Raw genomic sequence first — 26,496 nt, 5'->3', positions numbered from 1 at the left:
AGGACATTTGATTTGTAGCGTTATTTTCATACCTCTATTTTATCAAAAGCCATATTGTTTTTTTCAGCATACTTTTTGAAACACCGCCCAATTTCAATCATTAAAGCGGAGATTAACGAGTATTTTCCTGGTGACAGTTCGGCATAACCATTGGTCGCAAAGCCACCTGTACCAGCAAAACCCGCTTGTCCTTGGACAATCAGGTATAACACCCAAGCGGCTAAAACTGCTCCGACCACTTGGGAGACCACATAGGGGATCAGATCTTTGGTATCAAAACGTCCACCGACCCATAAGCCGACACTGACCGCAGGGTTAAAGTGCCCGCCAGAGATATGTCCAAGTGCAAAGGCACCGGTTAAAACGGTTAAACCAAAGGCAAGTGCAACGCCAAGAAAGCCGATGCCCAACTCGGGAAAAGTTGCTGCAAAAATGGCACTGCCACAGCCTCCGAAGACCAACCAAAACGTTCCGATGAATTCAGCAAGATATTTATTCATAATGCACTTTTTGTAGTTATTGATGTTTTATTCGCGTAGAACTTTATATTTAATGAGAAATGCTCGTTTTTTAATCAATTTAACAAAAAAAGCATGACATCCTGATGACGTGGATCAAACAGATCCGATTTTAGTGAAAATGCTGGATACGCCACTGCTGAGGTGTGACTTGGGTCCAGTGTTTAAAGGCACGTTGAAAAGCACTTTGTTCAGAGTAACTTAGCAACAGTGCAATTTCCTGTAAGCTGAGGTGTGGATCTCTTAAGTATTGCTCCGCCAAGATGCGTCGGACTTCTTGCATCCGCTGTTGGTAGGTCGTGCCTTGTTGTTGTAAGTAACGTTGCAGCTGTCGGACTGAAAAATTCAGTTGCCGAGCAATATGTTCAATTTGATATTGGTTTTTTTGTAGCCCGGTTAAAATCGCATGCTGTAAGCGCTGGTCGATGTGAGTAGAGTTAGGGAGTTTTTCCAGTAAGGCTTCGGCTTGCTGTAAGAGCAATTTTTGAAGGGTTTGATCACCTTGCTGAAAGGGCATGGATAATTCACTGAGGGGAATCATCATCATCGGCCGGCTTTGAGAGAAGCGAACTTTACAATTAAAGTACTGCTCATACAGTGCCGTATTTTTCGGGACAGGGTGAGTAAAATGAACCTCGCTGAGCTGGATGTCATCATGGGCGACAAAGTGCTTCATAAACTGAATGATCAGCGCCATTGCCACTTCATTGCTGAGTTGTGTGGTGAGTTCAATCGGCATCTCCACCCAACCAAAGCATAGATTTTCACCTTCAACTGCAACATATAGCGAGCTGCCATCATAAATGAGACGGTGAAAGTCATGATAACGGGTGAGCGCTTCGCCTAAATTTTCGCAGGACAGCGCAATATAGCCCAAAATGCCTAAATGCTTGGGCTGTACATACTTTGCAATCTCAAGTCCGAGCGCAGGGATGTGCAGATGGCTGTCAAGATCATTCAGTAATTCTAACCACAGGGCATAATCAAAACGTTCTAAGTTCTGTGCTTTTTCAAGCTGTTCAGAAATTGGGTAGTCCACGGCTTGGCAATAGGCATAGAGTAAATGCCCCAGTCCACCGTAGACAGAACCTGTGTAGTCTTTGAAATATTGCATTTATTGGCTCTATTGTTCTTGTCGTAATTTGTCAATGAATTTGAATGCTAGGGTCAATATTTAGCATAGTTTCCACATTATATTCAATCTGAATATAGGAGGAATTTGCCATGTGGAAGGGTTTCGTCGCAGGACTGGTGGTTGCCAATGCGTTTGAGTGGGTTGCACATAAATATATCTTGCATGGAACACACCGTGCTGGAAAGCCACGTTATAGCCCTGTGCCTGACAGCATGAAATCGCATTGGGAGCATCATCGAGAAGTGCGGAAAACCATGTTTCACGATCATGGTTATGTTGAAGGTTGGAGCAACTGGCGTACCAAAAATGAAATCGTGTCACTCGCTGTCGTGGCGGGTGTGTTTGGGACATTATTTTATCCTGTCTCCAAAGGCATGACTTTGTCTGTGCTGTACAGTGCAGGAAATTATTATTATATCCACCGCCGTGCGCACTTAGAGCCAGACTGGGCAATGCGTAAGATTCCTTGGCATTATGATCATCATATGAACTCCAATCAGGATGCCAACTGGTGTGTGACCAAGCCGTGGTTTGATTATATTTTAGGAACGCGGGTCATTTCCTCGCTGGATTTGCAAGAGCAAAATCCGTTGGGTATTGCTTTACCCCAAGTGGTGTCGAATAAGCTCACCCAGTGGGTCAATCAGGTCTTCCCTGCAAAATGGGTTAAGGCACCTGAAGTGATTACGCTGAACTCAGCGCAGACGACTGAAACGGTTGCAGGATAACTGAATAGGTATTTTGTCGTGATTTGTCAATAATATTGGTATGTATTGTCAATATTTCGTCATTTGAACATTCTATAGTAAAGCTGTTGATGATGTGAAATCATCTCATGAGCACTAGTACGTCATTTTTCATTTTCCAGTTTAACAAGACAATGTTGTAGTTATTCTAGGTTTATAGGGAGTCGCAAGACTCCCTTTTTTTATCTCAAAAATTGAGAGCATAAGTTCGGTCAAGATCCAGCGAACATTCTAAGCTTTAACATTTGCTGCGTAATAGAAGCGATAGTACTTTCCGACTTAGCATTAGCGACTTAGCATTAGCTAAGTGGTGCTGAAGTACAGCGTAATTGAGCCTTTTAATTCGCCTGCTTTTTAAAGTCGGTTAAAATATAGCGATCCATTTCATCGGTATAGTTAGGAGAAAACTGAAAGCAAACATGTTCGTTGATGTTTAAGGTTTTGAGATCAGGGAAGCTTTGTCTGGCACGCGGACTATTGCTAAATAAAAAACCTTGCCGATTACTCTGAAAGTAAAACACTTTTTCAGTACTGATGTTGTGCCGTCGATAATGGGTGACCTCCGACCATTGTGTAAAAATACCACAAGCCCGAATTTGGTCAGGTGCAATCAGCGCTTTTTCATAATACTGTTTAAACTGATATTTGCAGAAGCTGATATAGCTAAACAGGCATAAACCAAGGAGTAACAGTACGGCCAGCATACCGAAAGGGCGGTCAGCATATTTCTTCATCAAAAGGATGAAAACAAAACAGATCAATAGACCACAAATAAATAAGATTAGTTCTAAGTGATACATTTTTTCTCATCTTTAAAATGATAAAAAGAGTACTCGAAAGCACTCTTTTCATAGGTTTTACGGTTATGGTCTGTTTATAGACGCATTTCGATGCCTTGCTCTGCAAGGTATTTCTTCGCTTCAGGAATGGTGTGTTGTCCAAAGTGGAAGATAGAAGCAGCCAGTACAGCGTCTGCGCCACCTTTTAAAATACCATCGGCCAAGTGTTGTAAGTTACCGACACCGCCCGAAGCAATGGTTGGAATGGTGACGCGGTCATTGATTTGACGCATCAGCTCGAGGTCATAACCTGCTTTGGTACCATCGGCATCCATCGAGGTAATCAGCAGTTCACCTGCACCAAAGTCAGCCATCTTCACTGACCATTCAATTGCATCAATACCTGTTGGTTTACGGCCGCCATGGGTAAAAATTTCCCATTTGTTCTCACCTGTTTTTTTTGCATCAATGGCAACCACAATACACTGTGCGCCAAAGCGTTGCGATGCTTCTTGTACAAATTCTGGGTTAAACACCGCTGCTGAGTTAATGCTGACTTTGTCCGCGCCAGCATTGAGTAAGAGGCGAATGTCTTCAACTTTGCGAACGCCACCACCGACCGTTAAGGGAACAAAAACTGTTTCAGCCATACGTTCAACCGTACGATAAGTCGTGTCGCGACCATTCGAAGTTGCGGTAATGTCTAAGAAGGTAATTTCATCAGCACCTTGTTCGTTATATCGACGTGCTACTTCTACTGGGTCACCTGCATCACGAATATCAAGGAATTGAACACCTTTCACTACACGACCGTTGTCTACGTCGAGGCAAGGAATAATACGTTTAGCTAGCATAATTTTTTCCAAAAATAACAGCCGATTATGAAACTTCGCGACTTAGATGCTACACCTTAATAGTCGGAGCGGGTATTCTATCAAACTTATGTAAGTTTTTTTGCAGGTTTTATATGTCGGTTTATACCACTTTGACTTTACAGGAAGTTCAGGCGTTTGCAGCACCTTATGGACTTGAGGTAATCGATCTGATCCCAATTCAAGGCGGTATTCAAAATACGAACTATTTTATTGTGTGTGAAAATGCTGTGCAGTATGCATTGACTGTATTTGAAGAAATGGATGAACAGGGCGCAGGCGAGTTAGTTCCTGTACTTGAGCATTTAGGTCAGGCTGGTTTAGCGGTTCCTGTACCTTTAAGTCACTCAGGCAAAGCCATTCATAGTTTAAAAGATAAACCTGCGCAAATTGCCCCACGGATGATGGGCATACATCCCATGCCTGCGACCCTTGAGCAAGCCGAGGCGATTGCAGTTGCACAAGCGCAAATGCACGTCGCACTGCAAGACTTTCCATTGGAGCGTGCAGAATACCGTGACCATGACTACTGGCTTGCTGTAGCGTTACAGATGAAACCGACATTAAGTGAGGCGGATCAAGCACTGCTCAGTAAGTTGTTGGGTCTGTATGACGCATTATCGGCGGTTTATCCAAATCGTCCAAAGGGCTTTATCCACTCGGATTTATTCCGCGACAACACTTTGTTTGAGGGCAATCAGCTTAAAGGCATTTTAGATTTTTATGAACTGAATAAAGATGAGTTTTTGTTTGATATTGCGATTACCCTGAATGACTTCTGTACAGAATATCCAAGTGTGCACTTAAATGAAGACAAGGCCATCGCATTTTTAAACGCCTATGAAAGCATTCGTCCTTTGACTGCCGATGAAAAATCTTGCCTAGAATTGTATTTGGCGATGGCTGCTGCGCGTTTTTGGATGATGCGTTTACAAGTGGCACAAAAAAATGCTGAACAAGGCCGTACGGGGGATGACATTTTGCAGAAAAATCCTGCCGAAATGCGTAATATGGTGATTGACCGCTTAAAATTTGTAACTGCTTAAATAGGAAAGAAAAATGCGTGACCAAGGACGACTCGTTGAATGGTTTGATGAAAAAGGCTATGGCTTTATTCAGCCCAACGATGACAGCAAAGATCGCGTGTTTTTACATATCAAGGACTTTGCACGGCAAGGTCCTCGTCCTATTTTAGGATGTGCATTGGAATACAACGTGCTTGTGGATGCGCAAGGGCGTTATCGTGCACAGCAAGTCAGTTATTTAAAAGCATCACAAACCCAAAAGAGTCGTACCCAAAAAGCCTCCCCGAAAAAGACCGAACAGGGTCAACGTTGGAGTCCAATGCAAATTGCGTCGGTGGCATACATCGTGTTTTTGGCGCTATTGGTACTCCTGGGGCGTTTGAGTGGATTGGTGCTGCTGTTGATTAGTGTGATGAATGCGGCCAGTTATTGGTTCTATGCGCAAGACAAAGAAGCTGCGCAAAATGGACAGCGCCGTGTACCTGAAAATACGTTGCATCTCCTTTCATTTTTGGGGGGTTGGCCTGCAGCATGGTTAGCGCAGCAAAAGCTACGACATAAAACACAAAAACAACCGTTTAGAAAGATTTACTTTTGTACAATTCTATTCAATATTCTTTTAATTTTATGGCTTATTTCTCCTTTCAATAGTTTGCCTATTTAAAGTTCAAGCCCACTTCATGAGGGACAATATGAATTATTCAGTCGATCAAGATCCGAATCGTAGTCTGACTTTTATTCTTTATATTTTGTATATCGTTGCGATTTTTTCCGCAGGGATTTTAGCCATCATTGCTTTAGTGATTAATTATGTGAAGCGTGGCTCTGTGCGTGGTTCCATTTTTGAGAGCCATTTTACTTGGCAGATTCGCACCTTTTGGTGGTATTTGATTTGGAACGTGATTGCCTTTGTGCCATTTATTTTCTTATTCTTTACGGGTGAAAATGCCACCGCTTTCGCAGGTGTCGCACTCGGTGCTTCAACCTTCTGCGTGTCTGTGATTGGGTTGTCGTGGGTGTGGATTGTGTATCGTGCCATTAAAGGCATTATTCGTTTAAATGACAATCAACCGATGTATCAATAACAAGTGATGGGATTTAAAAAAGGGCAGTGTGCCCTTTTTTTAGGTCTGTATCTTTTGGGATGAGATTTATGCACCGAGATGAACCAAGCTGATGCAGCAGTATGTCTATTTTTGCGCAGGCTTTTTAAAAGTACCTTACAAAATTGAATTTCAATCTTTACTTTTTTATATTAATAAATTTACTTTTTTAATATTTATAACTTACATTTTTATTGATAAGTGATTACTTTTTTAATAATTATAATTTACATTTTTAATAAATTAACCTTACATTAATGTACAGTTATTTATATAAATATATGTATGGTGGTTATTATAAAGAATAGTCCTTTTTTTGACTAAGCGTAGAATCTTCCGCGACGACGTTTTAGCCCCAAAACATGGATGGCGCGAACCAAAACTGCATAAGAAACAGAATAGCCAAAGTGTTGTTCAAAAAGTGGAACTAAATCGCTAATATTCTGAAATTTTGTATTTTTAACAAAGGCTTGAAATTCATTCCAATCCTTAATATGGCTGGGTGCTCCACGGCTGTTGGCTACTTTTGGAGACAAGCCACCTGTTTCTTCTTCGAGCTTAATCCATGCGTCTAAGGTCACACGAGAGATGTTAAATTCCTTGCAAACTGCAACCTTATAATCAGTGAGTTTATAGCGTTGAATCGCTGCTTTTCGAGTTTCTAAATCGTACTTTGGCATTTAATTCAATATTTTTAAAATAGCGAAGCTTTTATTATATGGCATAGTTGTTGCAAAAACCAAAATCACTAGGTTAAAAAATGAAAGATGGTGATTTCGGTGAAAAATGCAGATTTTTCTTTAAAGAAAATGTCACTATGGCAAGTGGTCATTATTGGTGTGGCCTATATGACCCCGATGGTAGTGTTTGATACCTTTGGGATTGTGTCTGGGATCACCGATGGGCGTGTGCCATTGGCTTATATTTTGGCGTTGGTTGCAATGTTACTGACCGCATTTAGTTATGCACGTTTTAGCCGAATTAGTGGTGACTCAGGTTCTGCCTATAACTACACGGCACAGTCGTGTGGAGCCAAAGCAGGCTTTTTTGTCGGCTGGTGTTCACTGCTAGATTATATTTTGTTGCCCTTGGTGAATGCCTTACTGGCAAGTATTTACTTAGAAGCTGTGATCCCGAGTGTACCTTATTGGGTCTGGGTGATTTTATTTACAGTTTTAGTCACCTTGATCAACTGCTTTCGAGTCAATATTTTGGCGAACTTGAGTTTGGTGTTTGTGCTTTTGCCCTTGCTGTTGATGGTTTTATTTATCTATCTAGTCATTCAAGGCGTGGGTTCTGAACAAGGCTATGATCATGTACTGACTTTAGCCCCGCTGTTTAATGGGGACAGTTCTGTTTTGCCTTTGATTGCGGGTGCATCGATTTTATGTTTTTCATTTTTGGGTTTTGATGCGGTCACGACCATGTCCCATGAAACCAAAGATCCCCAAAAGAATATTCCCCGTGCCGTGCTGCTTACCACGTTGCTCGGGGGCGGAATTTTTATTAGTGCCTCATGGTTTATCCAGCTGTATTTTCCAAGCAATGTGCGTTTTAACAACCCTGACGAAGCCTTACCTGAAATTGTCCTCTATGTGGGGGGAGCACTTTTCCAAGCCGTATTTTTATGTGCCCAAATCATGAATACCTTCGCTTCGGGTTTAGCCACCCATGCTAGCGCTTCACGTCTGATTCATATTATGGCGAAAGATGGCATTTTTCCTAAAGCTACCTTTGGGCAGCTCCATGCAAAATTAGGTACGCCACTTTATGCCGTGTTAAGTATTGGCTTGATTTCGCTATCGGCCATTTTTCTAGATCTTGCGACGGTGGTCAGCATGATTAGCTTCGGTGCCTTGATTGCCTTTACAGCGGTGAATTTCTCGGTTTTTGTGAAGTTCTATCTGTTGGAAAAACAAACCCAAGGCATTAAAAACAAATGCCTCAATTTGATTCTTCCCTTGTTATCTGTATTGGTGATGCTTTGCCTTTGGGTCAATTTAGAACGAAATGCGCTAATTTTTGGTTGCTCTTGGCTGGCGATAGGCATTGGTCTATTTATTTATAAGAAATTGAAAAGACAAAACATTGTGATTGGAAATGCATATTAAACCCTGCATGAAAATGAGATAGATATTGAGTGTGAATGAAATGAATATGGATAAACCGACATTTTTAGACGACGTTGAATACAAAGCCAGTTCTGCAACGCAAAGTGGTAAAGAGTGGAATTGGTTGAACCTGCAGTGTGCTGCGTTTAGTCATCCAGCCAATTACTATGAAAGTTCAATGCATGTATGGCATGAGTTTGAGCCTTTAAATGCAGATATCGAATGTGACGTGGTCGTGATAGGCGGTGGCTTACTGGGAGCATCGGCTGCACTGCATTTATCGGAGCAGGGTGTCGATACGGTCTTGGTTGAAAAAAACCGAGTGGGCAGTGCCGCCTCAGGGCGCAATGGTGGGCAACTCACCCCGGGATTGGCACGTTGGGAAGCCGAAACCATGATTGAGCATTTCAGCTTTGAAGAGGCTAAAAAGTTATGGCACTTTACCTCAACGGAAGCGATGGCTTTGATTGATAGCATCACTGAAAAATATGACTTAGATGTGCAACGTAAACATGGACACTTGACGGCTGCGGTACACCCTGGACATTTAGATGCACTGCGTGAAGGGATGAAAGCACGTCAGTATTTAGATGAAAAAAATACCTCAATGCTGACCCAAGATGAATTACATGAGCATGTGCAATCCGACAACTATTTTGGCGGTCAGTTGGATCAACTTGGGGGGCATATTCATCCTTTAGCCCTGACGCGTGGTTTGGCTTATGGCTTTTGTCAAAACGGCGGCACGATTTATGAACAGACGGAAGTGCAGTCAATCCAAGAACGTGCCGATGGTATTTATGTGACCACAGAGCAAGGGGTAATTAAAGCACGTAAAAGTGTGGTGATGGGCGTACACCATGCCTCATTTAAACTATTAGAAGAACGTAATCAAACCACCATTCCTTTTTATACTTATGTGTGTACCACTGCCCCTTTAGCACTGGATTTGAAAGAGCTATTGCCGACGGATCTGCCTGTATACGACACCCAGTTTCAAATTGACTACTACCGCGGGGTCTCAAAAAACCGATTGTTATTTGGCGGTGAAGGCACGGGTTCGTGTTGGAGTCCTGAACAAACGCATGACTATTTGCTAGGGCGTATTCAACACGTATTTCCTCAGTTAGAGCAAGTCCAGCTTGATTTTGTGTGGAGTGGAATGACAGATTTAACCGTTAATGGTGCCGCGGATAGTCGCAAATTTGGTAGCCAATACCCAATCTATGCTGTTCAGGGGTGGAGTGGACATGGTGTTGCGCAAACAGTGCGTATTGGTAAAGCCATTGCGGATGATTTCTGCGGTCAAAGTGATGACTTTAATATGTTGACCCGTATTCAACATCAAAACATTCCTTTTGGTCGTGCACTGGCGCCGTTGGTCATTCCAATAGCCAAAAGCATGTATGGACTCGGAGCAATGATTAATCCGGGCAAGATGGTGTCATTCTAACCACCTGACCATACTGCTGAATTGGTGGCCATTGATCACTCGATTCAGCAGTTTTTTCGTTTAGGAGATAGGCTAAAGTTGTTCGACGTTCTTTTTCTATTTCAATAGTTTTGGTTTCCATTCACTGATCATAATGCCAAACACCACCAAAAGTCCGCCCAACAAAGCCAGTGGTGCTAAGCGTTCTCCTGCAAGACGCCCAAACAGTGCCGCCCATACAGGCTCTCCTGCATAAATAATTGCCGCTTGAGATGGATTGACTGAGCGCTGTGCCCAATTCATTACATATTGAATCACGGCACTGGCAAGACCCAAGCCGAGTGCGATACTCAGTAAAGGCCATGAAAAGTCTGGAATGTGGTGTTCACCTGCCAATGGCATGGCTGCAAAGGCGAGCACAGAGGCAACTGCCAGTTGAATCACCGTCACTCGACCAATATCGACTGTTGGAGCAAAATAGCCAATCAGGATAATTTCCATCGCTATAGCGATTGCACCGAGTAGGGTTAAGGTCTGGCCAAAATTCAGTGAAATTGAATTCAGGCTATTGCCTGTGAGTAAGACTAAGCCCATAAACGCACAGAGCGCACCAATCCAAATCATAAAATGGGGCACTTTACGAAAGATCAGCCAGAGTAGTACTGGAACTAGCGGCACATACAATGCAGTTAAAAAGGCTGATTCACTGCTACTGACTGTTTGTAGCCCGACCGTTTGTGTGCCATAGCCAATAGTGACCATACAGCCAATGAGTGCACCTGCCCACAGGTCCTGTCGGGTGATGTGTTTTAAATGTTGATAGGAAAATAAGCCAATAATTGTCGCGGCGCAGGCGAAACGACAACCCACAAAGAACATGGGTGAGCTGAAATTTAAGGCATATTTCACGGCCAAGAAGGTACCGCCCCAAATAAAGGTAATTAGAATCAGCGCAATGACAGGCGCTTTAGAGCCGAGCTGAGTATTCAACATAAAATAACTAGTGTGCAATATATTGCACATAGCTTGTCATGCTTTGTTTTTGTGTGCAATATATTGCTCAATGTTTTTTGATTTATCTCTATGAAGTCTCCTGCGGTACTACAACACGTCAGTCAAAATGTGCGTCATTATCGAAGCTTAAAAGGCCTGAGCCAGCAACAATTGGCGGATTTGGCTGGTTTAAGCCGTCGCATGGTGGCTGGGGTTGAATCAGGACAGGACAATATTAGTTTGGCGAAACTCAGCTTGATTGCCGATGTGCTTGAGGTCGATTTTGTACAGATTATTGCTGCGCCTGAACAGCAAGGTCAAGCGGTCGTCAACGTTCTGGCTTGGCAGGGTACACAAGCACACAGTGAAGCAAAATTAATGGCCTCGGCGGCAGCAACACAAAAAGTTGAATTGTGGACATGGGTGCTTGCCCCAAATGAGCACTATAGTGCAGAACCCGACCCAGTCGGTTGGCGTGAGATGCTCTATGTGATGGAGGGTGAGCTAACTTTGGATTTGGCGGGTGAGATGAAAGTCTTGGGTGTAGGTGAGTCGATTGTGTTTTCGAGTGCCATCGAATACCAATATATCAACCGTGGAACTGTACCGTTAAAGTTTATTCGTAATGCGATTTATTAAATAAGATGCATATCTTAAAAACTGATATTTAGCGCATAAAAAAGAGGTCAAAAGACCTCTTTTTTAAATTTTACAATTAGAGCGATTGTTCATCTAACAGCAATTGTGCTTCACGTAGGTTTAAACTGCCTTCGTAAATTGCACGGCCGGTAATTGCACCCAAAATACCCGGTTGGCCTTTGAGGTTACGCACGTCATCAAGGTTGGTCACACCACCTGATGCAATCACAGGTAGGCCAGAATATTGTGCCAGTTGAACAGTTTGCTCAACGTTCACACCTTGCATCATCCCGTCACGTGCAATGTCGGTATAGACAATGCTCGATACGCCTGCATCGGCAAAACGTTTGGCCAAATCTGTTGCTTTCACATCCGTCACATTGGCCCAACCATCGGTGGCCACCATGCCATTCATGGCATCGATACCGACAATGATATGACCTGCAAATTTCTTACATGCTTCTTCAACAAACTCAGGGTCTTGAACAGCTTTTGTGCCAATAATGACAAAAGACACACCCGCTTCTAAGTAGTGTTCAATGGTTTCTAGTGAGCGAATACCGCCGCCAATTTGAATTGGCAGTTCAGGTTGTGCGCGAGCAATGGCTTCAACCACAGGTTTATGAATTGGCGTACCAGCGAAAGCACCATTTAAATCGACCAAATGTAAGCGACGCGCGCCTTCATTTACCCAGTGCTGTGCAGTTGCAACAGGATCATCAGAAAAAACCGTATCGTCTTCCATACGACCTTGTTTTAAACGAACACATTTGCCATCTTTCAGGTCAATTGCAGGGATGATCAGCATGCTTTCGCTCCTAGCCAAATCTTAAATAAAATCAATGTCCGTCATCTTAGCAAAGTATTGGCAATTTTCTAAGCATCTGTTACAGCTTTTCATGACGACAAGGTTTTGTTGTTTTTTCTAATTCTTTGGAAATATCTTTTGGGAGTCGCTCTAAACGCCGCAATTCTTCAAAAACCAACAGCGCGGCATAGGCATCGGCAGCGGCATAGTCAACTTGTTCAGGCGTGAGTATTTTCCTCGCCCAATTTGAAGTACTGACTTTTTTGCTTTTGGGGAAGTTGAGTTGAAACAGCAGGGCGATGGCATTTTTAATGCCAACAGGGTTAGTCAAACCAAAGCTTGCAAAGCACTTTGACAGCTCAACCACGCCCTTGAGCTCAAAACCTTTTTTGTGGAACAGATGGGCATCATTTTTTAAACCAAAGCCCACTTTGAGCTGGTCTGGATCCGCCAAAAATGGCGCAAGGAAGTTCCAAATGGGTGGATTCATTTGAAACAAATAAGCATGCTCGACGCTGGCCAGTTGAATTAAATGCGGGCCCGTGGAAACTTCTCCTACTTGAAAGGTCGGTTTGGACTCGCTGTCAAAACCGAAGATAGAAATCTGTTCCAGTTCAGCACGGATTGCTTCACACTGCTCTAAGTTTTGAATGACATGAATTGCTTGTTTTGGCAAATTTTGAAAACGAGGCAAAATTCGAATTTGTTCTTTGTTGGGGATAGGGAGACTGGGTAGGGAATTATTCATGTTATATCTAAGGCATGCTTTTATTTCAGACTAGTGGTTTTTGATTTTAAAGGCAAAATAAAACCTGCGAGAAGCAGGTTTTAAGTTCAATCGATGATGGTTGAAGTTTTTTTATTATTGTTGTATTTCGATTTGTGATTGATTTGCACGCTGTATATAGCTTTGATAAGAAGGCAGAGCAATTGCCGCTAAAATACCAACGACAAAAAGTAGGATATAAATCCACGCTAAAACAGCTTCCCAACCTGCGGTTGGGCGTGGTGAGCCATAGCTGTTGCTGCGATCATCACCCGGTGCGAAAATCAGGTATAGCATTAGGATCACGTTGGCAAGAGGCACCAACATCAACAGTGATAACCAGCCCGTATGGTTGCGGTCATGTAGGCGACGAATGGTAAATACGAAGGTGAAATAGAAGATTGCAATATAAGTCACAGCAAGAAAAATCATGCCGCCACCAAAGTTGCCTGTTTCCATATTGATGAAAGTTGTTGGAAAAATCACGGCAAAAATACCAATGATAATCGCAGCTACAATGGCAAGTAGACAGTTCCATGCGAGATATGAAAAACGTCCGAAACGACCTGCGGCATTCAGCGCAGATTCTTGTACATATTGAGTCATAGTGACTTACCTTATCGTTGTAAATTAAGTTTTTTATAAATAAAAATGTCTAAAAAGCAGGCAAATCATAATCAAATTTGGTGACAATGAAAAGGCATCTCAGCCATCTTGAGTACAGTAGTCTGCTGTAAAGCAAAGATTTTATACATTGAAGGGTACAGGAGTGAGGTTACACGCCTCATTTACTTAAGCTGTTTCTGATTGATTTTGAGCCTAGATGCATCAATTTTGGATAAACAAAAGCCCAACCGAAGTTGAGCTTTTTAAAATCGAACACATCTAGGCGTGAGTTAGATTTTCCATTCCACAAAGTTTTTCAGCAGTTGTAAACCTGCGGTATGACTTTTTTCAGGGTGGAACTGGGTCGCAAACAAATTTTCTTGGTGAATCGCGGTACAGAACTCTAAACCATAGTCACAAGTTGCAGCCACAATGCCAGAGTTCTTCGGTTCAACATAGAAGCTGTGCACGAAGTAGAAACGTGCATCTTGCTCAATGTCTTTCCACATTGGATGACTCGGATCAGCCTGATGAACTTGGTTCCAACCCATATGGGGTACTTTCAAGCCGTCTACATCAGGAAAGCGTTTCACGCTTCCTTCAAAAATACCGAGAGCATCCACTCCTCCATTTTCTTCAGAGCATTGCATCAGCGCTTGCATACCGACACAAATCGCTAATACAGGCTTATTAAATGCCGCATGGCGAACGACTTCATCAATCCCTGCTTCATGCATGCCTTGCATACAGTCACGCATAGCACCTACGCCGGGGAATACAATTTTATCAGCTTGAGCCACTAACTTGGGATCATTGGTCACATCGACCGTTGCACCAACATGCTCAAGCGCTTTTGCTGCTGAGTGTAGGTTACCCATACCATAGTCAAGAAGGGCAATACGGGTCATTACAAACTACCTTTGGTTGAAGCAATGGTGTTGGTTGCACGTGGGTCAATTTCACAGGCCATACGAAGTGCACGCGCAAACGCTTTGAACACACTTTCAATTTGGTGGTGGCTATTTTTACCTTTGAGGTTATCAATGTGTACCGTCATGAGCGCATGGTTCACAAAGCCTTGGAAAAACTCAGAGAATAGATCCACATCAAAACGACCAATCATGGCGCGGGTAAATGGAATATCCATAAACAAACCCGGACGACCCGATAAGTCCACTACAGCACGGCTTAAAGATTCATCTAACGGTGCATAAAAATGACCGTAACGACGTAAACCTTTTTTGTCACCTAAAGCTTTAGCAAAAGCCTGTCCAAGCGTGATACCACAGTCTTCAACCGTGTGGTGATCATCAATTTCCAAGTCGCCATCACATTCAATATCAATATCAAATAAGCCATGTCGCTTGATTTGATCAATCATATGATCTAAAAAGGGAATACCTGTGTTGAGCGTGCCTTGACCCGTACCATCGAGGTTTACACGAACTCGAATTTTGGTTTCGTTGGTATTTCTTACCACTTCACTGATACGTTCTGTCATAGACACGTTCCTCAAAGACGTCAAATAATTGATGTAAAATGTTTCGCCGTAACGAAGTCACCGCATATTAGATTGCTCAGGAGGGTTTATCAATGCCTATTACCGTACACGCTTATACTTCACTGGAAAAAGAAGAGTTGCGCAGCCAGCTAGAGCGACTGTACGACACCAGTCCTGAATTTGGCGATGGGCATGATGCCGTAGAACAACTTGAGCAAAATCTAGCTCAGTATACCTTACTTTACACTGCAGAATTTAATACTAAAGTCATTGGTGCCATTTGGTGTAGTGGGCAGGGTGAAAATAAAACCTTAGAATACATCGTAGTACATCCTGCAAACCGTGGAAGAGGGGTTGCGGAGCGGCTGGTTGAAGAAGTTTGTCGTATGGAAGAAGCCAAAGGTGTGAAAGTGTTTGAGCCGGGCTGTGGTGCAATTCACCGTTGCTTAGAGCACATTGGTAAAATTTAAGCTTTTTTAAAGCAGTCTTTGGGCTGCTTTTTTTCATGAATAGTGATGGTGACGCGCTCTAAGTACAAAGAATGACTCAAAAAATGTACGAAGGGTGCTGGGTTTGCTGTAAAAGTAAACACTCAAATGATTTTTTTGAAAACGGACTTGACGCTGCTTCGCTTAAACTGTTTAATACGCGACATCGGCGTGATAGCTCAGTAGGTAGAGCAACGGATTGAAAATCCGTGTGTCCCCAGTTCGATCCTGGGTCTCGCCACCATATTCAAAATCTTATTCAAAGATTTCAATCCCTGATCCCATCAGGGATTTTTTTTGCCTGAAATTTATTCGATCAAATAAAAAAAGTGATGATTTTTATTGACTATTCATCCGAGATACGGCTTAATACACGGCATCGGCGTGATAGCTCAGTAGGTAGAGCAACGGATTGAAAATCCGTGTGTCCCCAGTTCGATCCTGGGTCTCGCCACCATATTCAAAAAAGCCTCAAACAATGTTTGGGGCTTTTTTTTTTGTCCCATGAAAAGTAGGATTGTATAAGGTGTTGGACAACAACATGCTTTAGTTAATCGAAAATGTGCTAATTTTGAGTCAAAAATAAGACTGAGAATGGCTTATGAAAGACCGCTTTTCATCGGGAAGTCAGCTTTATCAACTCGCACGTCCTAGTTATCCAGCGAGTTTGATTCAAGAAATACTCAAGCATGTGGCGACTCCTCAATTTGCATGGGATTGTGGTGCAGGATCGGGGCAATTAACTCAATTGTTGGCGCCGCATTTTGATGCCGTGGTGGCGACAGATATCAGTGTGCATCAGTTACAACATGCACCTTATTTTGAAAATGTTAGTTATCAAGTTCAGTCTGCAGAGCACACCAGTTTTGCCGAGCAGAGTTTTGATTTAATCACGGTGGCTCAAGCCATTCATTGGTTTAACTTTGATAGCTTTTATGCAGAAGTGCGGCGGACTTTACGACCTGAAGGCATTTTGGCGGTCATTGGCTATGGTTTAATTCAGCTGCAGCAACCTGAGTTACAGGGTTGTATTGAGCGACTTTATTTTAAGACTTTGAAAGGCTATTGGGATGCCGAACGTCGTTATATCGACGAGGCCTATCAAACCATTCCTTTTCCCTTTGAGGAAATAGCGACGCCTGAATTGTCGATGTCGTTTCAATGGTCTGCTGCTCAATTGTTGGATTATTTAAATACATGGTCTGCACTGAAACATTATCGAGCGAAAAATTCAGATGACCCCTTATATGAGTTCAAAGCATTCTTTGCCGTTGATGATTATGCGAACCAAGTCTTTGCGCTTAAATTTCCAATTTTTTTAAGATTGGGCCGTCTACCTGTATCGGCGCATTGAGTGTCTAAGCTTAATCGGCAATCAGACGTTTACCAAAGCACACGACTTCGATTTCCTCATAGCCCAGTTGCTCATAGAAGCTTTGCACGTCGATGTTTTCTTTACGTACAAGCAGTTGTAGTTTAGGGCAACCTAACGCAATCAGGCGCTTCTCGAGCTGCTGTATGAGTGCGGTTGCGACCCCATTGCGTTGAAAGTGTGGATGTACTGCCAAATAATTAATCCAGCCGCGATGGCCATCATAACCACCCATCAATGTGGCGATGAGTTGTTCATCTTTAACAGCCAGTAAAAATAAACCATCTTTTTGCGCAGTTTTTCTAAAAATATCAATTTCAGGGTTATTCCAAGGGCGAGTAAGGTCGCACACCTCCCAAAGTGCAATGACGTCTTCTAAATCTGTTTCGAGATAGGGGCGAATAATGAACATGAGCTTGGCATTTTTATTTTTCGGATGCCTTTAGATTAATTGAGTTTTTTTATTTTGATAAGTGTTTTATTGCACTTTTCATCAGACATAAAAAAAACGCCCAAGAGGGCGCTTTTTTTAAACTTTAAATTAAGCAGATTTTGCTTCTGCTTGAACAGGAAGCATGTGGCCTGTTTCTTCAAAGTTAGAATGCCAAGACAACGCTTCACGTAGAAGGTGAGGTGTATGACCACCTTTTGCACATGAACGATCGAAGTAGTCGTTTAATGCATCACGATACAGTGGGTGTGCACAGTTGTCGATAATCGCACGAGCACGTTCACGCGGTGCTAAACCACGCAGGTCAGCCAAACCTTGTTCAGTCACAAGAATGTCAACATCGTGTTCAGCATGGTCGATGTGCGATGCAAACGGTACGATTGAAGAGATGTCGCCACCTTTCGCAATTGATTTGGTTACGAAGATCGCCAAGTGTGCATTACGTGCGAAGTCACCTGAACCACCGATACCATTCATCATTTTCGTACCGCAAACGTGAGTTGAGTTTACGTTACCGTAAATATCAAATTCAAGCGCAGTATTGATGCCGATAATACCTAAACGACGAACCAATTCAGGGTGGTTCGAAATTTCTTGCGGACGTAAAACCAATTTATCTTTGTACGCTTCAAGGTTATTAAATACTTTCTCGCCGTATTTTGCAGAAAGGGTAATTGATGAACCTGAAGCAAACTTCATTTTACCTGCATCGATCAATTCGAAAGTACAGTCTTGCAACACTTCTGAGTACATCACGAGGTCTTCGAAGTTCGAATCTTTAAGGCCTGTGAGTACAGCATTGGCAATTGAGCCAATCCCTGCTTGTAATGGGCCTAAGTTTTTCGGTAGACGCTCTTCAGCTACTTCTTTTTCAAAGAATGCGATTAAGTGGTCTGCAATGCCTTGAGTTTCATCATCTGGAGCCGTTACCGTTGATGGAGAGTCGTGCAAGTCATTGTTGATGACGATACCGACGATTTTTGCAGGATCGATATTGATCGCGTGCGTACCAATACGCTCATCCACTTGAGTCAATGGAATCGGTTGACGTGTTGGACGGTAAGTTGGGATGTAAATATCGTGTAAGCCTTCAAATGCAGGGCTTAAGTTGGTGTTGATTTCAACAATCACTTTTTCTGCGAAAATTGCGAAGCTTGCAGAGTTACCTACCGACGTTGTTGGAATGATGCCGCCATCTTCAGTAATTGCAACCGCTTCAATGATTGCTACATCTGGTTTTTTCAACTGAAGGTTACGCATTTGCTCAACTGTTTCAGACAAGTGTTGGTCAATGAACATCACTTCGCCATTGTTGATGGCTTTACGTAAAGTGTTGTCCACTTGGAACGGTAAACGACGTGCCAATACACCCGCTTCAGTCAATTGCTTGTCTAGGTCATTACCTAAAGAAGCACCAGTAATTAATGTGATTTTTAAAGGATTTGTGTGTGCACGTTTAACCAATGCCAAAGGTACAGCTTTCGCTTCGCCAGCACGAGTGAAGCCACTCATACCTACAGTCATGCCATCTTCAATAAAAGCAGACGCTTCTTCTGCACTGATGACTTTATCGTGAAGTGAAGCTAAACGGATACGATCTAAAGACATGGTTTACTCTCGTTAATATTCTGGATCTGGCACCGATTGTACCGATCAAGAACGACATTGTGCATACCTGTTAGGCTAAGGTCTAATTTTTTGAAAAAATGTGGGTATAAGGGATTCTGATGATTTGTAAGTGGTTGAAATATATTTGGTAAAATTAAATTGTTGAATAGTTAAACAAAATCGTTTGATCAACTATTGTACAAAGTTTAAAAATGCTCAACCAAGGTTTGCTTTAATTTTTCGAGTGGGTTGTTGCTGGAAATTTCAGCATCTTGATTGTGATGAAGAGGCAGCGAAATAATCGCTTCAAGACCGCCTTGTTCTCGATTATGAATGGCTAGTTGACCTTGGTGAATATCAACAATGCGTTTCACAATGGCGAGACCTAAACCACTGCCTTGGACTGTTCTGGCTTCATTGCCGCGAACAAAAGGTTGCATAAGTTCTTCAATTTGATCGTCAGGAATGCCTTCACCATGGTCTGCTACGCTAATTAAAATATGTTCATTTTCCACTGTTGCGGAAAGTTCAATCGGCTCAGCACCGTAGCGTTTTGAATTATTAATCAAGTTACCAATCAGGCGTTTAAGAGATAGACTACGTGCCTGAATAATCGGTAATTCAGCAGGTTCAAAACGAATATCCAGCGGTTTGAATTGCACCACCAATTCTTGTAACAGCATATTTAAATCGGTGTCTTGAATTTCCTCATCTGAGCCGTCACGCATATAGGAAATGAACTGATTTAAGATCGCGTCCATATCTTCAACGTCATAAATCAGCCCTTCTTTTAAAAAATCATCATCGGGCATCATTTCTGCACTGAGTCGAATACGGGTCAGTGGGGTGCGTAAGTCATGTGAAATCCCTGCCAACATAATCCGGCGGTCACGTTCAGTCTGATCTAGGGTGTAAATCATGTGATTAAACGCTTGGTTGACCTCACGAATTTCTTGGGGGCCGTGATTGGTCTCTAAATACGGTGCTGTGCCTGTTTTACTATAACTGTTGGCAGCATTTTGCAGACGACGCAGCGGGCGATTGAGCTGACGAACCAAGGTTAAAATAATGGCTGCTGCAATAAGGGGTACGCCAAGCAGCCAACCGAAAATTAACTCAGGGCTGTAGTTGGCATAGGTTTTCAGTGGTTCCCGTACCCAGTTGCCGTTCATTTCAGGCGTTTGAATCCAAATGCGCGGGCTAGGTTTAAATTGGAAATATACTGTGGCATGTTCGACTTTTAATTCTTTGGCCAGCTTTGCTTCAATTTGGTTGGTAAAGAATTCGGCAATCACCTTATCTTTAACATTGGGATATTCTTTGGGATCGGTGACGTATTCAATCCCGACGCGGCTTCTTAGCCAGTCATCGACATCGACTTCAGTATTTTGATGATAAATCCGTAAATCGGGGTTGTTGAGAATTTCTATTTCAACAGCAAGATAACGAGCATGTTGTTGAATTTCTGGAAGATATAAGGTGCGCCAAAAGAACCACAAAGACATAAATAAACTGAAAAATACAATGAAGAGTACCAGTACGGTGGTGCGCATGGCAGCAGAACGCGGCTTGATTTTATCTAAAAAGCGTTCCCAACGCGTGCGTTTACGTTCTGAATACGCTTCGTAATCTGTAAATTTTTGAGGGTCGATGGGTTCGAGTTTCACGTGATTTCCTGTTTCTATGTAAGAGACATAGTTCAATGGTGACAGGTATGCGATACGCGAAAAGTCATCTGCAATTGTTCGAGGCAGGAGGTCTGGGTGTTATAAAGTTTCTGCGAGCATGATGTTGAAATGCAGAAATATGCCGAGTTTTGCAGATGACAATGGTTTTGCTTACTTTTGTCGAAACAAAAGTAAGGCGAACCGCAGGTTAATCGATAAAGTTGAGCTTAATTTTAGGACTCCGTCGTGCTGATTATTGCTACTCAGCTTAAAAAGACCGAAGCCGTATTTTTCAGTTTTGAATTATTCCGCGCCATCTGGAACGAACACATAACCCACACCCCAAACCGTTTGGATATAACGTGCGCGAGCAGGGTTTTCTTCTACAAGACGACGAAGGCGCGATACTTGAACATCAATCGAACGTTCCATTGCACCCCACTCACGACCACGCGCAAGGTTCATCAATTTGTCGCGAGTTAAAGGCTCACGTGGATGTTGTACCAAGGCTTTCAGTACCGCAAACTCACCTGTAGTTAGGGTCACGACTTGACCTTCACGCGTTAGAGTGCGTGTTGATAAATCAAGTGACCATGGCCCAAAGCTGACCACTTCCATTTGTTGGCTTGGTGCGCCTGGAACTTCACGCACTTGGCGGCGCAGTACAGCGCGAATACGTGCTAACAACTCATTTGGATTAAATGGTTTCGGTAAATAGTCATCTGCACCCGCTTCTAGACCTGCAATACGGTCTGAATCACTGCCACGAGCGGTAAGCATAATAATAGGCGTATCAATATTGGATTGGCGTAGACGACGACAGATACTTAAACCATCTTCAACAGGGAGCATGAAGTCGAGCACAATCAGTGAAAACAGTTCGCGCTGTAAGAGACGATCCATTTGAGTTGCGTCATGCGCTGTTTTCACCACAAAGCCTTTATCTTCTAAAAAGCGTTGAAGTAGCGTACGTAAACGCACATCGTCATCTACCACTAAAATGCGTTCAACGCGATCTGCATCGCTATGTACAGCATCTGTTTTTTCAGCAGGTACAACTAAACTCATTGAAGTGCTCCTTTATTCTTTATTGTCATCGTAAACAAAAGTCGGGATAGTCTTGAGTATACGACTCATTTGTATGTCTTTACTATGCTCTAAAGCAACAAATATTGCAGGTAAAATCAAGACATAGATACTAAATGTATACATCTTAGCCCATAGAAAAAAATGGCAAAGAATACCTAAAAATAAGATTTAACACTGAAAATGAGATGGATTTATGAAATTTGCCTGAAATATGTCACATTTAAGCCATTAAATTAATAAAAACAGTTGTGGATTTTATAGTCTTGGTCTTTATAATCATGGCTTTTAGTACATATCCTTGTGGGATCACATACGATGACTGACTTAGTTCAGCAGTTGGCAAAAGAAATTGCCGTACGTCCAAATCAAATCGAGGCTGCCATCAATTTGATTGATGAAGGTGCTAGCGTTCCATTTATTGCGCGTTACCGTAAAGAAGTCACGCAAGGCTTAGATGATGCGCAGTTACGTCAGCTCGATACACGTTTGGCTTATTTACGTGACTTATTTGAACGTCGCGACAAGGTAATCGAATCATTAAAAGAACAAGACAAATTGTCTGATGATTTATTGGCACGTGTAAATGCTGCTGAAACTAAAAATGCCTTAGAAGAAATTTACGCACCGTACCGTCCAAAACGGACCAGTAAATCATTTAAAGCCAAAGAAGCAGGCTTAGGCCCGATTGCAGAGAAAATCTTTGCAGAAGCGGTTGATCCAGCTGATGCATTGGCAGGCTTTAGCCATGAAGATTATCCAGATCTAGACAGTCAGTTGGATGCGATTCAACATATTCTAATTGATGACTGGGCGCAGAATATTGCACTGACCACTGAACTTAAGGCCACGTTTGCAAAAACGGCCACTTTAAAAAGTTTAGTGGCAAGTGATGAGAAAAAAGAAGTTGGCAAAAAATTCCGCGATTACTTCGACTTTTCTGAAAATTTAAATAAAGTCCCGTCACATCGTTTATTGGCTATGTTACGTGGTCGTCAAGAAAACGTTTTAGGTTTAAAAGTTGATGGTGAAGATGATGCACCATTGGCGCGTATTGAAACAGAATACAGCCTTGACACTGCACAGCCGCAAGCACGTCAAGATTACTTAAAACAAACGGCTAAATTGTTCTGGTTAGGCAAGGTTCGTCCAAGCATCGAACATTCGTTGCTCACCGAAAAACGTCTTGCAGCTGAATCTGAAGCAATGGATGTTTTCGCTGAAAACTTACGTCATTTGTTGTTGTCTGCGCCTGCGGGTGCACGTACAACGTTGGGTGTAGACCCTGGAATCCGTACAGGGGTGAAATTGGCTGTGGTGAATGCATCGGGTGATGTACTTACACATAGCACGATTTATCCATTTGCACCCAAAGATGATAAAGCGGGTTCAATTGCAGAACTTGCCCGTTTATGCCGCGAGTTTAATGTTGACCTGATTGCCATTGGCAATGGTACAGCAAGCCGTGAAACAGAAAGCGTTGTGGCTGAAATGATGGCTGCAAACAGTGATTTAAAACTGACACGTGTTTCTGTATCAGAAGCGGGTGCATCGGTTTATTCAGCATCTGAATTGGCTTCTGCGGAGTTACCAGAGCTAGATGTATCGATTCGTGGTGCAGTGTCGATTGCACGTCGTTTACAAGACCCATTGGCTGAACTGGTGAAAATCGATCCAAAATCGATTGGTGTAGGTCAGTATCAGCATGATGTGAACCAAACGGGCTTAGCGAAAACCCTTGAAGCAGTCGTTGAAGACTGTGTGAACTCGGTAGGTGTGGATGTTAATACTGCATCATCTGCTATCTTGGGTTATATCGCAGGTTTGAATAAGTCGATTGCGCAGCAAATTGTTGATTTCCGTAAAGAAAATGGCCGTTTTGACAACCGCCAAGATTTGAAAAAAGTGCCACGTTTAGGCGAGCGTACTTTTGAACAAGCGGCAGGTTTCTTACGTATTCAAGATGGTTCAGAGCCACTGGATGCTTCTGCTGTTCACCCAGAGTCTTATGCATTGGTCGGTAAAATTGTTGAAGCAAAAGCGACGACAGTGAAAGACATCATTGGTAACTCTGAAATTATTCGCCAAGTGAATGCTGAAGAATTTGCAGATGAGAAATTTGGTTTACCAACCATTCAAGATGTACTGTCTGAACTGGAAAAACCAGGTCGTGATCCGCGTCCAGAATTCCGTACAGCAAAATTCCGTGAAGACATTACGGAAGTTGCGCAATTGACTGAAGGCATGCAACTTGAAGGCGTCGTGACCAATGTGACGAATTTCGGTGCTTTTGTGGATGTGGGTGTACACCAAGATGGTTTAGTCCATATTTCAGAATTAGCCAATGAATTCGTTGCAGATCCGCATAAAGTGGTGAAGCCGGGGCAAATTGTACAAGTGCGTGTACTCACAGTAGATGCTGAGCGTAATCGTGTGAATTTGTCGATGCGCCCTGAAGGTGCTGAAGCGCCTAAAGCTCCGCGTCAACCACGTCGTGAAAATACAGAGCGTAGTGAACGTAAACCACAAGGTAAACGTCCACAACAAGCACGTTTGCAAGGCGAGCGTGCTCAAACAAACAAGAAGCCGCAAACGGCTAAACCTCAAGAAAATAAAATTGGTGGTTTAGGTGCATTGTTACTTCAAGCAGGGATTAAAGGTTCGAAATAATCTTTAAGATTTGAATAAAAAAAACCTCCCAAGTGGGAGGTTTTTTTATGGTTGCTTTTATCCGTTGATGATGGGCACGATCCAACTGGTGATAATCAGCATAATGCCAAAGTGCCCAAGCTTTCGGCAAACTTTGACAAAAGTTGGAGCGGGTTGTTCTAGTCTCGTCGCATAATCTTTGAGGCTTATGGCTTGGGTGCTGCGGCTATGCCACAGGAAAACAGCAAGATCGATACAGATTAGAATCGTCCCGACATTGGCCACGATATCCATCATCACATAATCTTGTAAATACAGGCTACTGCCTACTCGGTAGCAGAGATAAATCGCAAAAGCGATACACACATATTGCAGTACGAAAGTAAAAGCGCGCATAAATTCACAAAATAAAAAAAGACGGCTGTTTATAACACAAAAAGTAGAAGGGTCACGTCGTCTTTATCTTTTGTCCACAAAAAAAGTATGAGTCTTAACTGATTAGGCTTTGTGCAATTAGGCTGGAAAAAATGGAGACTAAACCTATTTTTGAAAAAATATTGCAATACATGCTTGATGATTGTGAGGTTGGCTTATTTTTTGTTTCTAGCGAGTATATTTCACTCGTCAGTGGGGTAGGCTGTTGAGATGCGCGTTGGCTCTTAAAGCCAAATTCGAGTAAGATCATCAGCAAACCGCCATGAATCAGCACTTGCCAGATTGAAATATGAGAGAGGGTGAGTTCTGTATACAGATTAAAAGCAGTGATTGCAGCAAAGATGAAGCAAAAAAGCTTGAATAAATAAAGTGCCTGCATTTCTTTTCCCCCTTTTATTGTTGCTCTTATGGTGGACTTTTTTTCTTAAGCGAATATTAAGAACTATAAAAGAGTTGCGAAAAATTTAGCTACCCAACCTTTAATCAAAGGTTGGGTAAATTGTAAGAAAACTTACCAATGTTCACCTGGGAACAAGCGTGCATATGCTTTTTGTACCCAGTTGAGTTTTTGCGGTTCACCTACTGACGCAGTAGAACTTGGGAATAAGTTATAACCAATCGACATCAGCTTATTGTTGATATCTGGTGCAATTGAATAAGTGATCGATGCCAAACGACCTAAGTTGGTTGCGACTTTCTTCGGACGCTTCACAATCGCATAAGCAACCAGATCTGCTGCCTGTTCAGGCGAAAGGGTAGGAACGTATTTATAAATTTTTGTTGGCGCAATCATCGGGGTGCGTACCAAAGGCATATAAACCGAAGTAATCGCAATTTTATGTGAATGCACTTCGGCAGAAAGACAGCGACTGAATGCATCTAGTGCCGCTTTAGACGCTACATAGGCTGAGAAACGAGTGGCATTTGCCAATACGCCAATCGAGCTAATGTTAATAATATGCCCATCACGACGAATCATCATTTGTGGCAGGATGTTCATGACTAAACGTACCGCACCAAAGTAGTTAAGCTGCATGGTGCGTTCAAAGTCGTGGAAGCGTTCCGCTGACTCATGTACAGCACGGCGGATCGAACGACCTGCGTTATTAATTAAAATATCAATATGATCGACTGAAGCTAAAATCTGCTTAGAAACTTCATCAATCGAGTCTAAATCATTTAGGTCACATGGAAAAACAGAGGCTGAACCCCCTTTGGCTTCGATTTCTGCTTTAACTTCTTCTAATGTTTCTTTGGTGCGCGAAACTAAAAGGACGTGTGCTCCTGCGTCAGCCAGTTTGTGTGCAACGGTTAAACCAATACCACTTGAAGCACCTGTAATTAAGACGGTTTTTCCATTTACGCGTTCTTTAAAAAGTCTATCCATTCTTGAATTCACGTTATCATTCCTGATCTAAGTCAAATATTTGAGGGTTATGGCTGTTTTTATATTCGATTATTAAGGCTGCATTTTCTGAGAAATGTAGCGGCTTTCCTTCACGGTATAATACCTAAACTGCTTAAAAATATCACTGCATAAGTTATTGAAATAATAAATAAAATTAGAGTAAAAGCTCTATTTTATTTCTTCTAATGACTTGTTTTTAACATGAATTCAATCAAAGTGAAAGGGCTATAAATATAAAAGACAAGCGTATAAAAAACCTCAATCATGTGATTGAGGTTTTAAGTTTAGCACTCTGTAT

At 42.4% G+C, this 26,496-nt stretch carries 26 protein-coding genes, 2 tRNA genes and 1 pseudogene; 12 read left to right on the top strand and 17 right to left on the bottom strand.

Translation table 11 applies throughout. The features are described 5' to 3' along the window. Positions 1–89: 89 nt before the first annotated feature. Positions 90–500, bottom strand: a pseudogene (locus AXW61_RS03010) (aquaporin); the annotation flags it as partial. A gap of 130 nt (positions 501–630) precedes the next feature. Beyond that, a complete protein-coding gene (locus AXW61_RS03005; RefSeq protein ID WP_062032236.1) occupies positions 631–1,632 on the bottom strand; it encodes an AraC family transcriptional regulator in 1,002 nt (333 codons plus the stop codon). A 110-nt stretch (positions 1,633–1,742) separates the two neighbouring features. Here AXW61_RS03005 and AXW61_RS03000 point away from each other — a divergent pair, with 110 nt between their 5' ends. Next, positions 1,743–2,381: a hypothetical protein gene (locus tag AXW61_RS03000; protein WP_062032233.1), complete on the top strand. Its 639-nt coding sequence runs from the start codon at positions 1,743–1,745 to the stop codon at positions 2,379–2,381. Between the two features lie 356 nt (positions 2,382–2,737). On the opposite strand, the gene AXW61_RS02995 is transcribed toward AXW61_RS03000, so the two are convergent. Both AXW61_RS02995 and hisF read right to left on the bottom strand, forming a co-directional pair. Continuing rightward, positions 2,738–3,133 (bottom strand): hypothetical protein, encoded by a 396-nt coding sequence (locus AXW61_RS02995; RefSeq protein WP_240487429.1) that lies wholly within the window; start codon positions 3,131–3,133, stop codon positions 2,738–2,740. 140 nt (positions 3,134–3,273) lie between these two features. After that, positions 3,274–4,035, bottom strand: a complete 762-nt coding sequence (hisF, locus tag AXW61_RS02990) for an imidazole glycerol phosphate synthase subunit HisF (RefSeq protein ID WP_207778907.1) — start codon at positions 4,033–4,035, stop codon at positions 3,274–3,276. 110 nt (positions 4,036–4,145) lie between these two features. Between hisF and AXW61_RS02985 the strand changes: the two genes are divergently transcribed. Genes AXW61_RS02985 through AXW61_RS02975 form a run of 3 tightly spaced genes read left to right on the top strand, consistent with a single transcriptional unit; the run spans position 4,146 to position 6,160 of the window. Continuing rightward, positions 4,146–5,096 (top strand): homoserine kinase, encoded by a 951-nt coding sequence (locus tag AXW61_RS02985; RefSeq protein ID WP_062032228.1) that lies wholly within the window; start codon positions 4,146–4,148, stop codon positions 5,094–5,096. Positions 5,097–5,109: 13 nt separating this feature from the next. Continuing rightward, on the top strand, positions 5,110–5,739 hold the full coding sequence (locus AXW61_RS02980; protein ID WP_062032225.1) for a DUF1294 domain-containing protein: 630 nt from the start codon (positions 5,110–5,112) through the stop codon (positions 5,737–5,739). 28 nt (positions 5,740–5,767) lie between these two features. Continuing rightward, complete coding sequence (locus AXW61_RS02975) at positions 5,768–6,160, top strand: hypothetical protein (RefSeq protein WP_004691561.1); 393 nt, start codon at positions 5,768–5,770, stop codon at positions 6,158–6,160. Between the two features lie 338 nt (positions 6,161–6,498). Here the strand turns inward: AXW61_RS02975 and AXW61_RS02970 are convergent, their stop codons facing one another. Next, a complete protein-coding gene (locus AXW61_RS02970) occupies positions 6,499–6,858 on the bottom strand; it encodes a transposase (RefSeq protein ID WP_062032223.1) in 360 nt (119 codons plus the stop codon). Between the two features lie 99 nt (positions 6,859–6,957). On the opposite strand from AXW61_RS02970, the gene AXW61_RS02965 reads away from it, so the two are divergent. Together AXW61_RS02965 and AXW61_RS02960 are read left to right on the top strand one after the other, a co-directional pair. Then, positions 6,958–8,289, top strand: coding sequence for an APC family permease (locus AXW61_RS02965; RefSeq protein ID WP_171254040.1), 1,332 nt, complete (start codon positions 6,958–6,960; stop codon positions 8,287–8,289). Positions 8,290–8,329: 40 nt separating this feature from the next. Further along, on the top strand, positions 8,330–9,742 hold the full coding sequence (locus AXW61_RS02960; protein ID WP_062032217.1) for an FAD-dependent oxidoreductase: 1,413 nt from the start codon (positions 8,330–8,332) through the stop codon (positions 9,740–9,742). 96 nt (positions 9,743–9,838) lie between these two features. Here AXW61_RS02960 and AXW61_RS02955 read toward each other — a convergent pair whose 3' ends face one another. Further along, positions 9,839–10,714, bottom strand: a complete 876-nt coding sequence (locus AXW61_RS02955; protein WP_062032216.1) for a DMT family transporter — start codon at positions 10,712–10,714, stop codon at positions 9,839–9,841. Between the two features lie 90 nt (positions 10,715–10,804). Here AXW61_RS02955 and AXW61_RS02950 point away from each other — a divergent pair, with 90 nt between their 5' ends. After that, on the top strand, positions 10,805–11,353 hold the full coding sequence (locus tag AXW61_RS02950) for an XRE family transcriptional regulator (RefSeq protein ID WP_062032213.1): 549 nt from the start codon (positions 10,805–10,807) through the stop codon (positions 11,351–11,353). A gap of 76 nt (positions 11,354–11,429) precedes the next feature. On the opposite strand, the gene hisA is transcribed toward AXW61_RS02950, so the two are convergent. The 5 genes from hisA to hisB form a co-directional block, all read right to left on the bottom strand. Beyond that, positions 11,430–12,161 (bottom strand): 1-(5-phosphoribosyl)-5-[(5-phosphoribosylamino)methylideneamino]imidazole-4-carboxamide isomerase, encoded by a 732-nt coding sequence (gene hisA / locus AXW61_RS02945; protein ID WP_004691558.1) that lies wholly within the window; start codon positions 12,159–12,161, stop codon positions 11,430–11,432. Between the two features lie 79 nt (positions 12,162–12,240). After that, the gene (locus AXW61_RS02940; protein ID WP_062032211.1) at positions 12,241–12,909 is read right to left on the bottom strand and encodes a 3'-5' exonuclease; all 669 of its coding nucleotides are present in this window, start codon (positions 12,907–12,909) and stop codon (positions 12,241–12,243) included. Positions 12,910–13,023: 114 nt separating this feature from the next. Further along, positions 13,024–13,533 (bottom strand): DUF805 domain-containing protein, encoded by a 510-nt coding sequence (locus AXW61_RS02935; protein WP_062032208.1) that lies wholly within the window; start codon positions 13,531–13,533, stop codon positions 13,024–13,026. 290 nt (positions 13,534–13,823) lie between these two features. Then, positions 13,824–14,441, bottom strand: a complete 618-nt coding sequence (gene hisH, locus AXW61_RS02930) for an imidazole glycerol phosphate synthase subunit HisH (protein WP_062032205.1) — start codon at positions 14,439–14,441, stop codon at positions 13,824–13,826. Beyond that, positions 14,441–15,034, bottom strand: coding sequence for an imidazoleglycerol-phosphate dehydratase HisB (gene hisB / locus AXW61_RS02925; protein WP_004691554.1), 594 nt, complete (start codon positions 15,032–15,034; stop codon positions 14,441–14,443). Before hisB ends, hisH begins: the two co-directional genes overlap by 1 nt. Before the next feature lie 92 nt (positions 15,035–15,126). Here hisB and AXW61_RS02920 point away from each other — a divergent pair, with 92 nt between their 5' ends. The 4 genes from AXW61_RS02920 (at position 15,127) to AXW61_RS02905 (ending at position 16,876) form a co-directional block, all read left to right on the top strand. Next, positions 15,127–15,504, top strand: a complete 378-nt coding sequence (locus AXW61_RS02920) for a GNAT family N-acetyltransferase (protein WP_004691552.1) — start codon at positions 15,127–15,129, stop codon at positions 15,502–15,504. 186 nt (positions 15,505–15,690) lie between these two features. Next, positions 15,691–15,766, top strand: a tRNA-Phe gene (locus AXW61_RS02915). A 137-nt stretch (positions 15,767–15,903) separates the two neighbouring features. Continuing rightward, a tRNA-Phe gene (locus tag AXW61_RS02910) sits at positions 15,904–15,979 on the top strand. A gap of 144 nt (positions 15,980–16,123) precedes the next feature. Beyond that, positions 16,124–16,876, top strand: coding sequence for a class I SAM-dependent methyltransferase (locus AXW61_RS02905; protein ID WP_062032203.1), 753 nt, complete (start codon positions 16,124–16,126; stop codon positions 16,874–16,876). Between the two features lie 10 nt (positions 16,877–16,886). Here the strand turns inward: AXW61_RS02905 and AXW61_RS02900 are convergent, their stop codons facing one another. The 4 genes from AXW61_RS02900 to ompR form a co-directional block, all read right to left on the bottom strand. Continuing rightward, positions 16,887–17,306: a GNAT family acetyltransferase gene (locus AXW61_RS02900; RefSeq protein WP_004691549.1), complete on the bottom strand. Its 420-nt coding sequence runs from the start codon at positions 17,304–17,306 to the stop codon at positions 16,887–16,889. A gap of 129 nt (positions 17,307–17,435) precedes the next feature. Further along, a complete protein-coding gene (locus AXW61_RS02895; RefSeq protein WP_004978127.1) occupies positions 17,436–18,953 on the bottom strand; it encodes an acetyl-CoA hydrolase/transferase family protein in 1,518 nt (505 codons plus the stop codon). Between the two features lie 206 nt (positions 18,954–19,159). Beyond that, positions 19,160–20,620 (bottom strand): ATP-binding protein, encoded by a 1,461-nt coding sequence (locus tag AXW61_RS02890; protein WP_005401377.1) that lies wholly within the window; start codon positions 20,618–20,620, stop codon positions 19,160–19,162. Between the two features lie 303 nt (positions 20,621–20,923). Next, complete coding sequence (gene ompR / locus AXW61_RS02885) at positions 20,924–21,688, bottom strand: two-component system response regulator OmpR (RefSeq protein WP_004691545.1); 765 nt, start codon at positions 21,686–21,688, stop codon at positions 20,924–20,926. Between the two features lie 336 nt (positions 21,689–22,024). Here ompR and AXW61_RS02880 point away from each other — a divergent pair, with 336 nt between their 5' ends. Further along, on the top strand, positions 22,025–24,376 hold the full coding sequence (locus tag AXW61_RS02880; protein ID WP_062032200.1) for a Tex family protein: 2,352 nt from the start codon (positions 22,025–22,027) through the stop codon (positions 24,374–24,376). Positions 24,377–24,433: 57 nt separating this feature from the next. Here AXW61_RS02880 and AXW61_RS02875 read toward each other — a convergent pair whose 3' ends face one another. Then, complete coding sequence (locus tag AXW61_RS02875) at positions 24,434–24,751, bottom strand: hypothetical protein (RefSeq protein WP_004691542.1); 318 nt, start codon at positions 24,749–24,751, stop codon at positions 24,434–24,436. Positions 24,752–25,301: 550 nt separating this feature from the next. Continuing rightward, entirely contained in the window at positions 25,302–26,189 is an 888-nt protein-coding gene (locus AXW61_RS02865; RefSeq protein ID WP_062032195.1) for an SDR family NAD(P)-dependent oxidoreductase, read from the bottom strand. Between the last annotated feature and the right edge of the window lie 307 nt (positions 26,190–26,496).

The sequence above is a fragment of the Acinetobacter sp. BMW17 genome (genome assembly GCF_001592855.1).
Lineage (GTDB): Bacteria > Pseudomonadota > Gammaproteobacteria > Pseudomonadales > Moraxellaceae > Acinetobacter > Acinetobacter johnsonii.
The sequence above is the reverse complement of the archived record's forward strand: the minus strand, read 5'-3'. Positions and strand labels throughout refer to the sequence as shown.

Coding starts and splice junctions, on each gene's coding strand:
- AXW61_RS02950 (WP_062032213.1), top strand. CDS start 10,805: ATGAAGTCTCCTGCGGTACTACAACACGTCAGTCAAAATGTGCGTCAT.
- AXW61_RS02920 (WP_004691552.1), top strand. CDS start 15,127: ATGCCTATTACCGTACACGCTTATACTTCACTGGAAAAAGAAGAGTTG.
- AXW61_RS02980 (WP_062032225.1), top strand. CDS start 5,110: ATGCGTGACCAAGGACGACTCGTTGAATGGTTTGATGAAAAAGGCTAT.
- AXW61_RS02935 (WP_062032208.1), bottom strand. CDS start 13,533: ATGACTCAATATGTACAAGAATCTGCGCTGAATGCCGCAGGTCGTTTC.
- hisA (WP_004691558.1), bottom strand. CDS start 12,161: ATGCTGATCATCCCTGCAATTGACCTGAAAGATGGCAAATGTGTTCGT.
- AXW61_RS02995 (WP_240487429.1), bottom strand. CDS start 3,133: ATGAAGAAATATGCTGACCGCCCTTTCGGTATGCTGGCCGTACTGTTA.
- AXW61_RS02960 (WP_062032217.1), top strand. CDS start 8,330: ATGAATATGGATAAACCGACATTTTTAGACGACGTTGAATACAAAGCC.
- ompR (WP_004691545.1), bottom strand. CDS start 21,688: ATGAGTTTAGTTGTACCTGCTGAAAAAACAGATGCTGTACATAGCGAT.
- AXW61_RS02985 (WP_062032228.1), top strand. CDS start 4,146: ATGTCGGTTTATACCACTTTGACTTTACAGGAAGTTCAGGCGTTTGCA.
- AXW61_RS02955 (WP_062032216.1), bottom strand. CDS start 10,714: ATGTTGAATACTCAGCTCGGCTCTAAAGCGCCTGTCATTGCGCTGATT.
- AXW61_RS03000 (WP_062032233.1), top strand. CDS start 1,743: ATGTGGAAGGGTTTCGTCGCAGGACTGGTGGTTGCCAATGCGTTTGAG.
- AXW61_RS02975 (WP_004691561.1), top strand. CDS start 5,768: ATGAATTATTCAGTCGATCAAGATCCGAATCGTAGTCTGACTTTTATT.
- hisH (WP_062032205.1), bottom strand. CDS start 14,441: ATGACCCGTATTGCCCTTCTTGACTATGGTATGGGTAACCTACACTCA.
- AXW61_RS02875 (WP_004691542.1), bottom strand. CDS start 24,751: ATGCGCGCTTTTACTTTCGTACTGCAATATGTGTGTATCGCTTTTGCG.
- AXW61_RS03005 (WP_062032236.1), bottom strand. CDS start 1,632: ATGCAATATTTCAAAGACTACACAGGTTCTGTCTACGGTGGACTGGGG.
- AXW61_RS02895 (WP_004978127.1), bottom strand. CDS start 18,953: ATGTCTTTAGATCGTATCCGTTTAGCTTCACTTCACGATAAAGTCATC.
- AXW61_RS02905 (WP_062032203.1), top strand. CDS start 16,124: ATGAAAGACCGCTTTTCATCGGGAAGTCAGCTTTATCAACTCGCACGT.
- AXW61_RS02880 (WP_062032200.1), top strand. CDS start 22,025: ATGACTGACTTAGTTCAGCAGTTGGCAAAAGAAATTGCCGTACGTCCA.
- hisB (WP_004691554.1), bottom strand. CDS start 15,034: ATGACAGAACGTATCAGTGAAGTGGTAAGAAATACCAACGAAACCAAA.
- AXW61_RS02970 (WP_062032223.1), bottom strand. CDS start 6,858: ATGCCAAAGTACGATTTAGAAACTCGAAAAGCAGCGATTCAACGCTAT.
- AXW61_RS02900 (WP_004691549.1), bottom strand. CDS start 17,306: ATGTTCATTATTCGCCCCTATCTCGAAACAGATTTAGAAGACGTCATT.
- AXW61_RS02940 (WP_062032211.1), bottom strand. CDS start 12,909: ATGAATAATTCCCTACCCAGTCTCCCTATCCCCAACAAAGAACAAATT.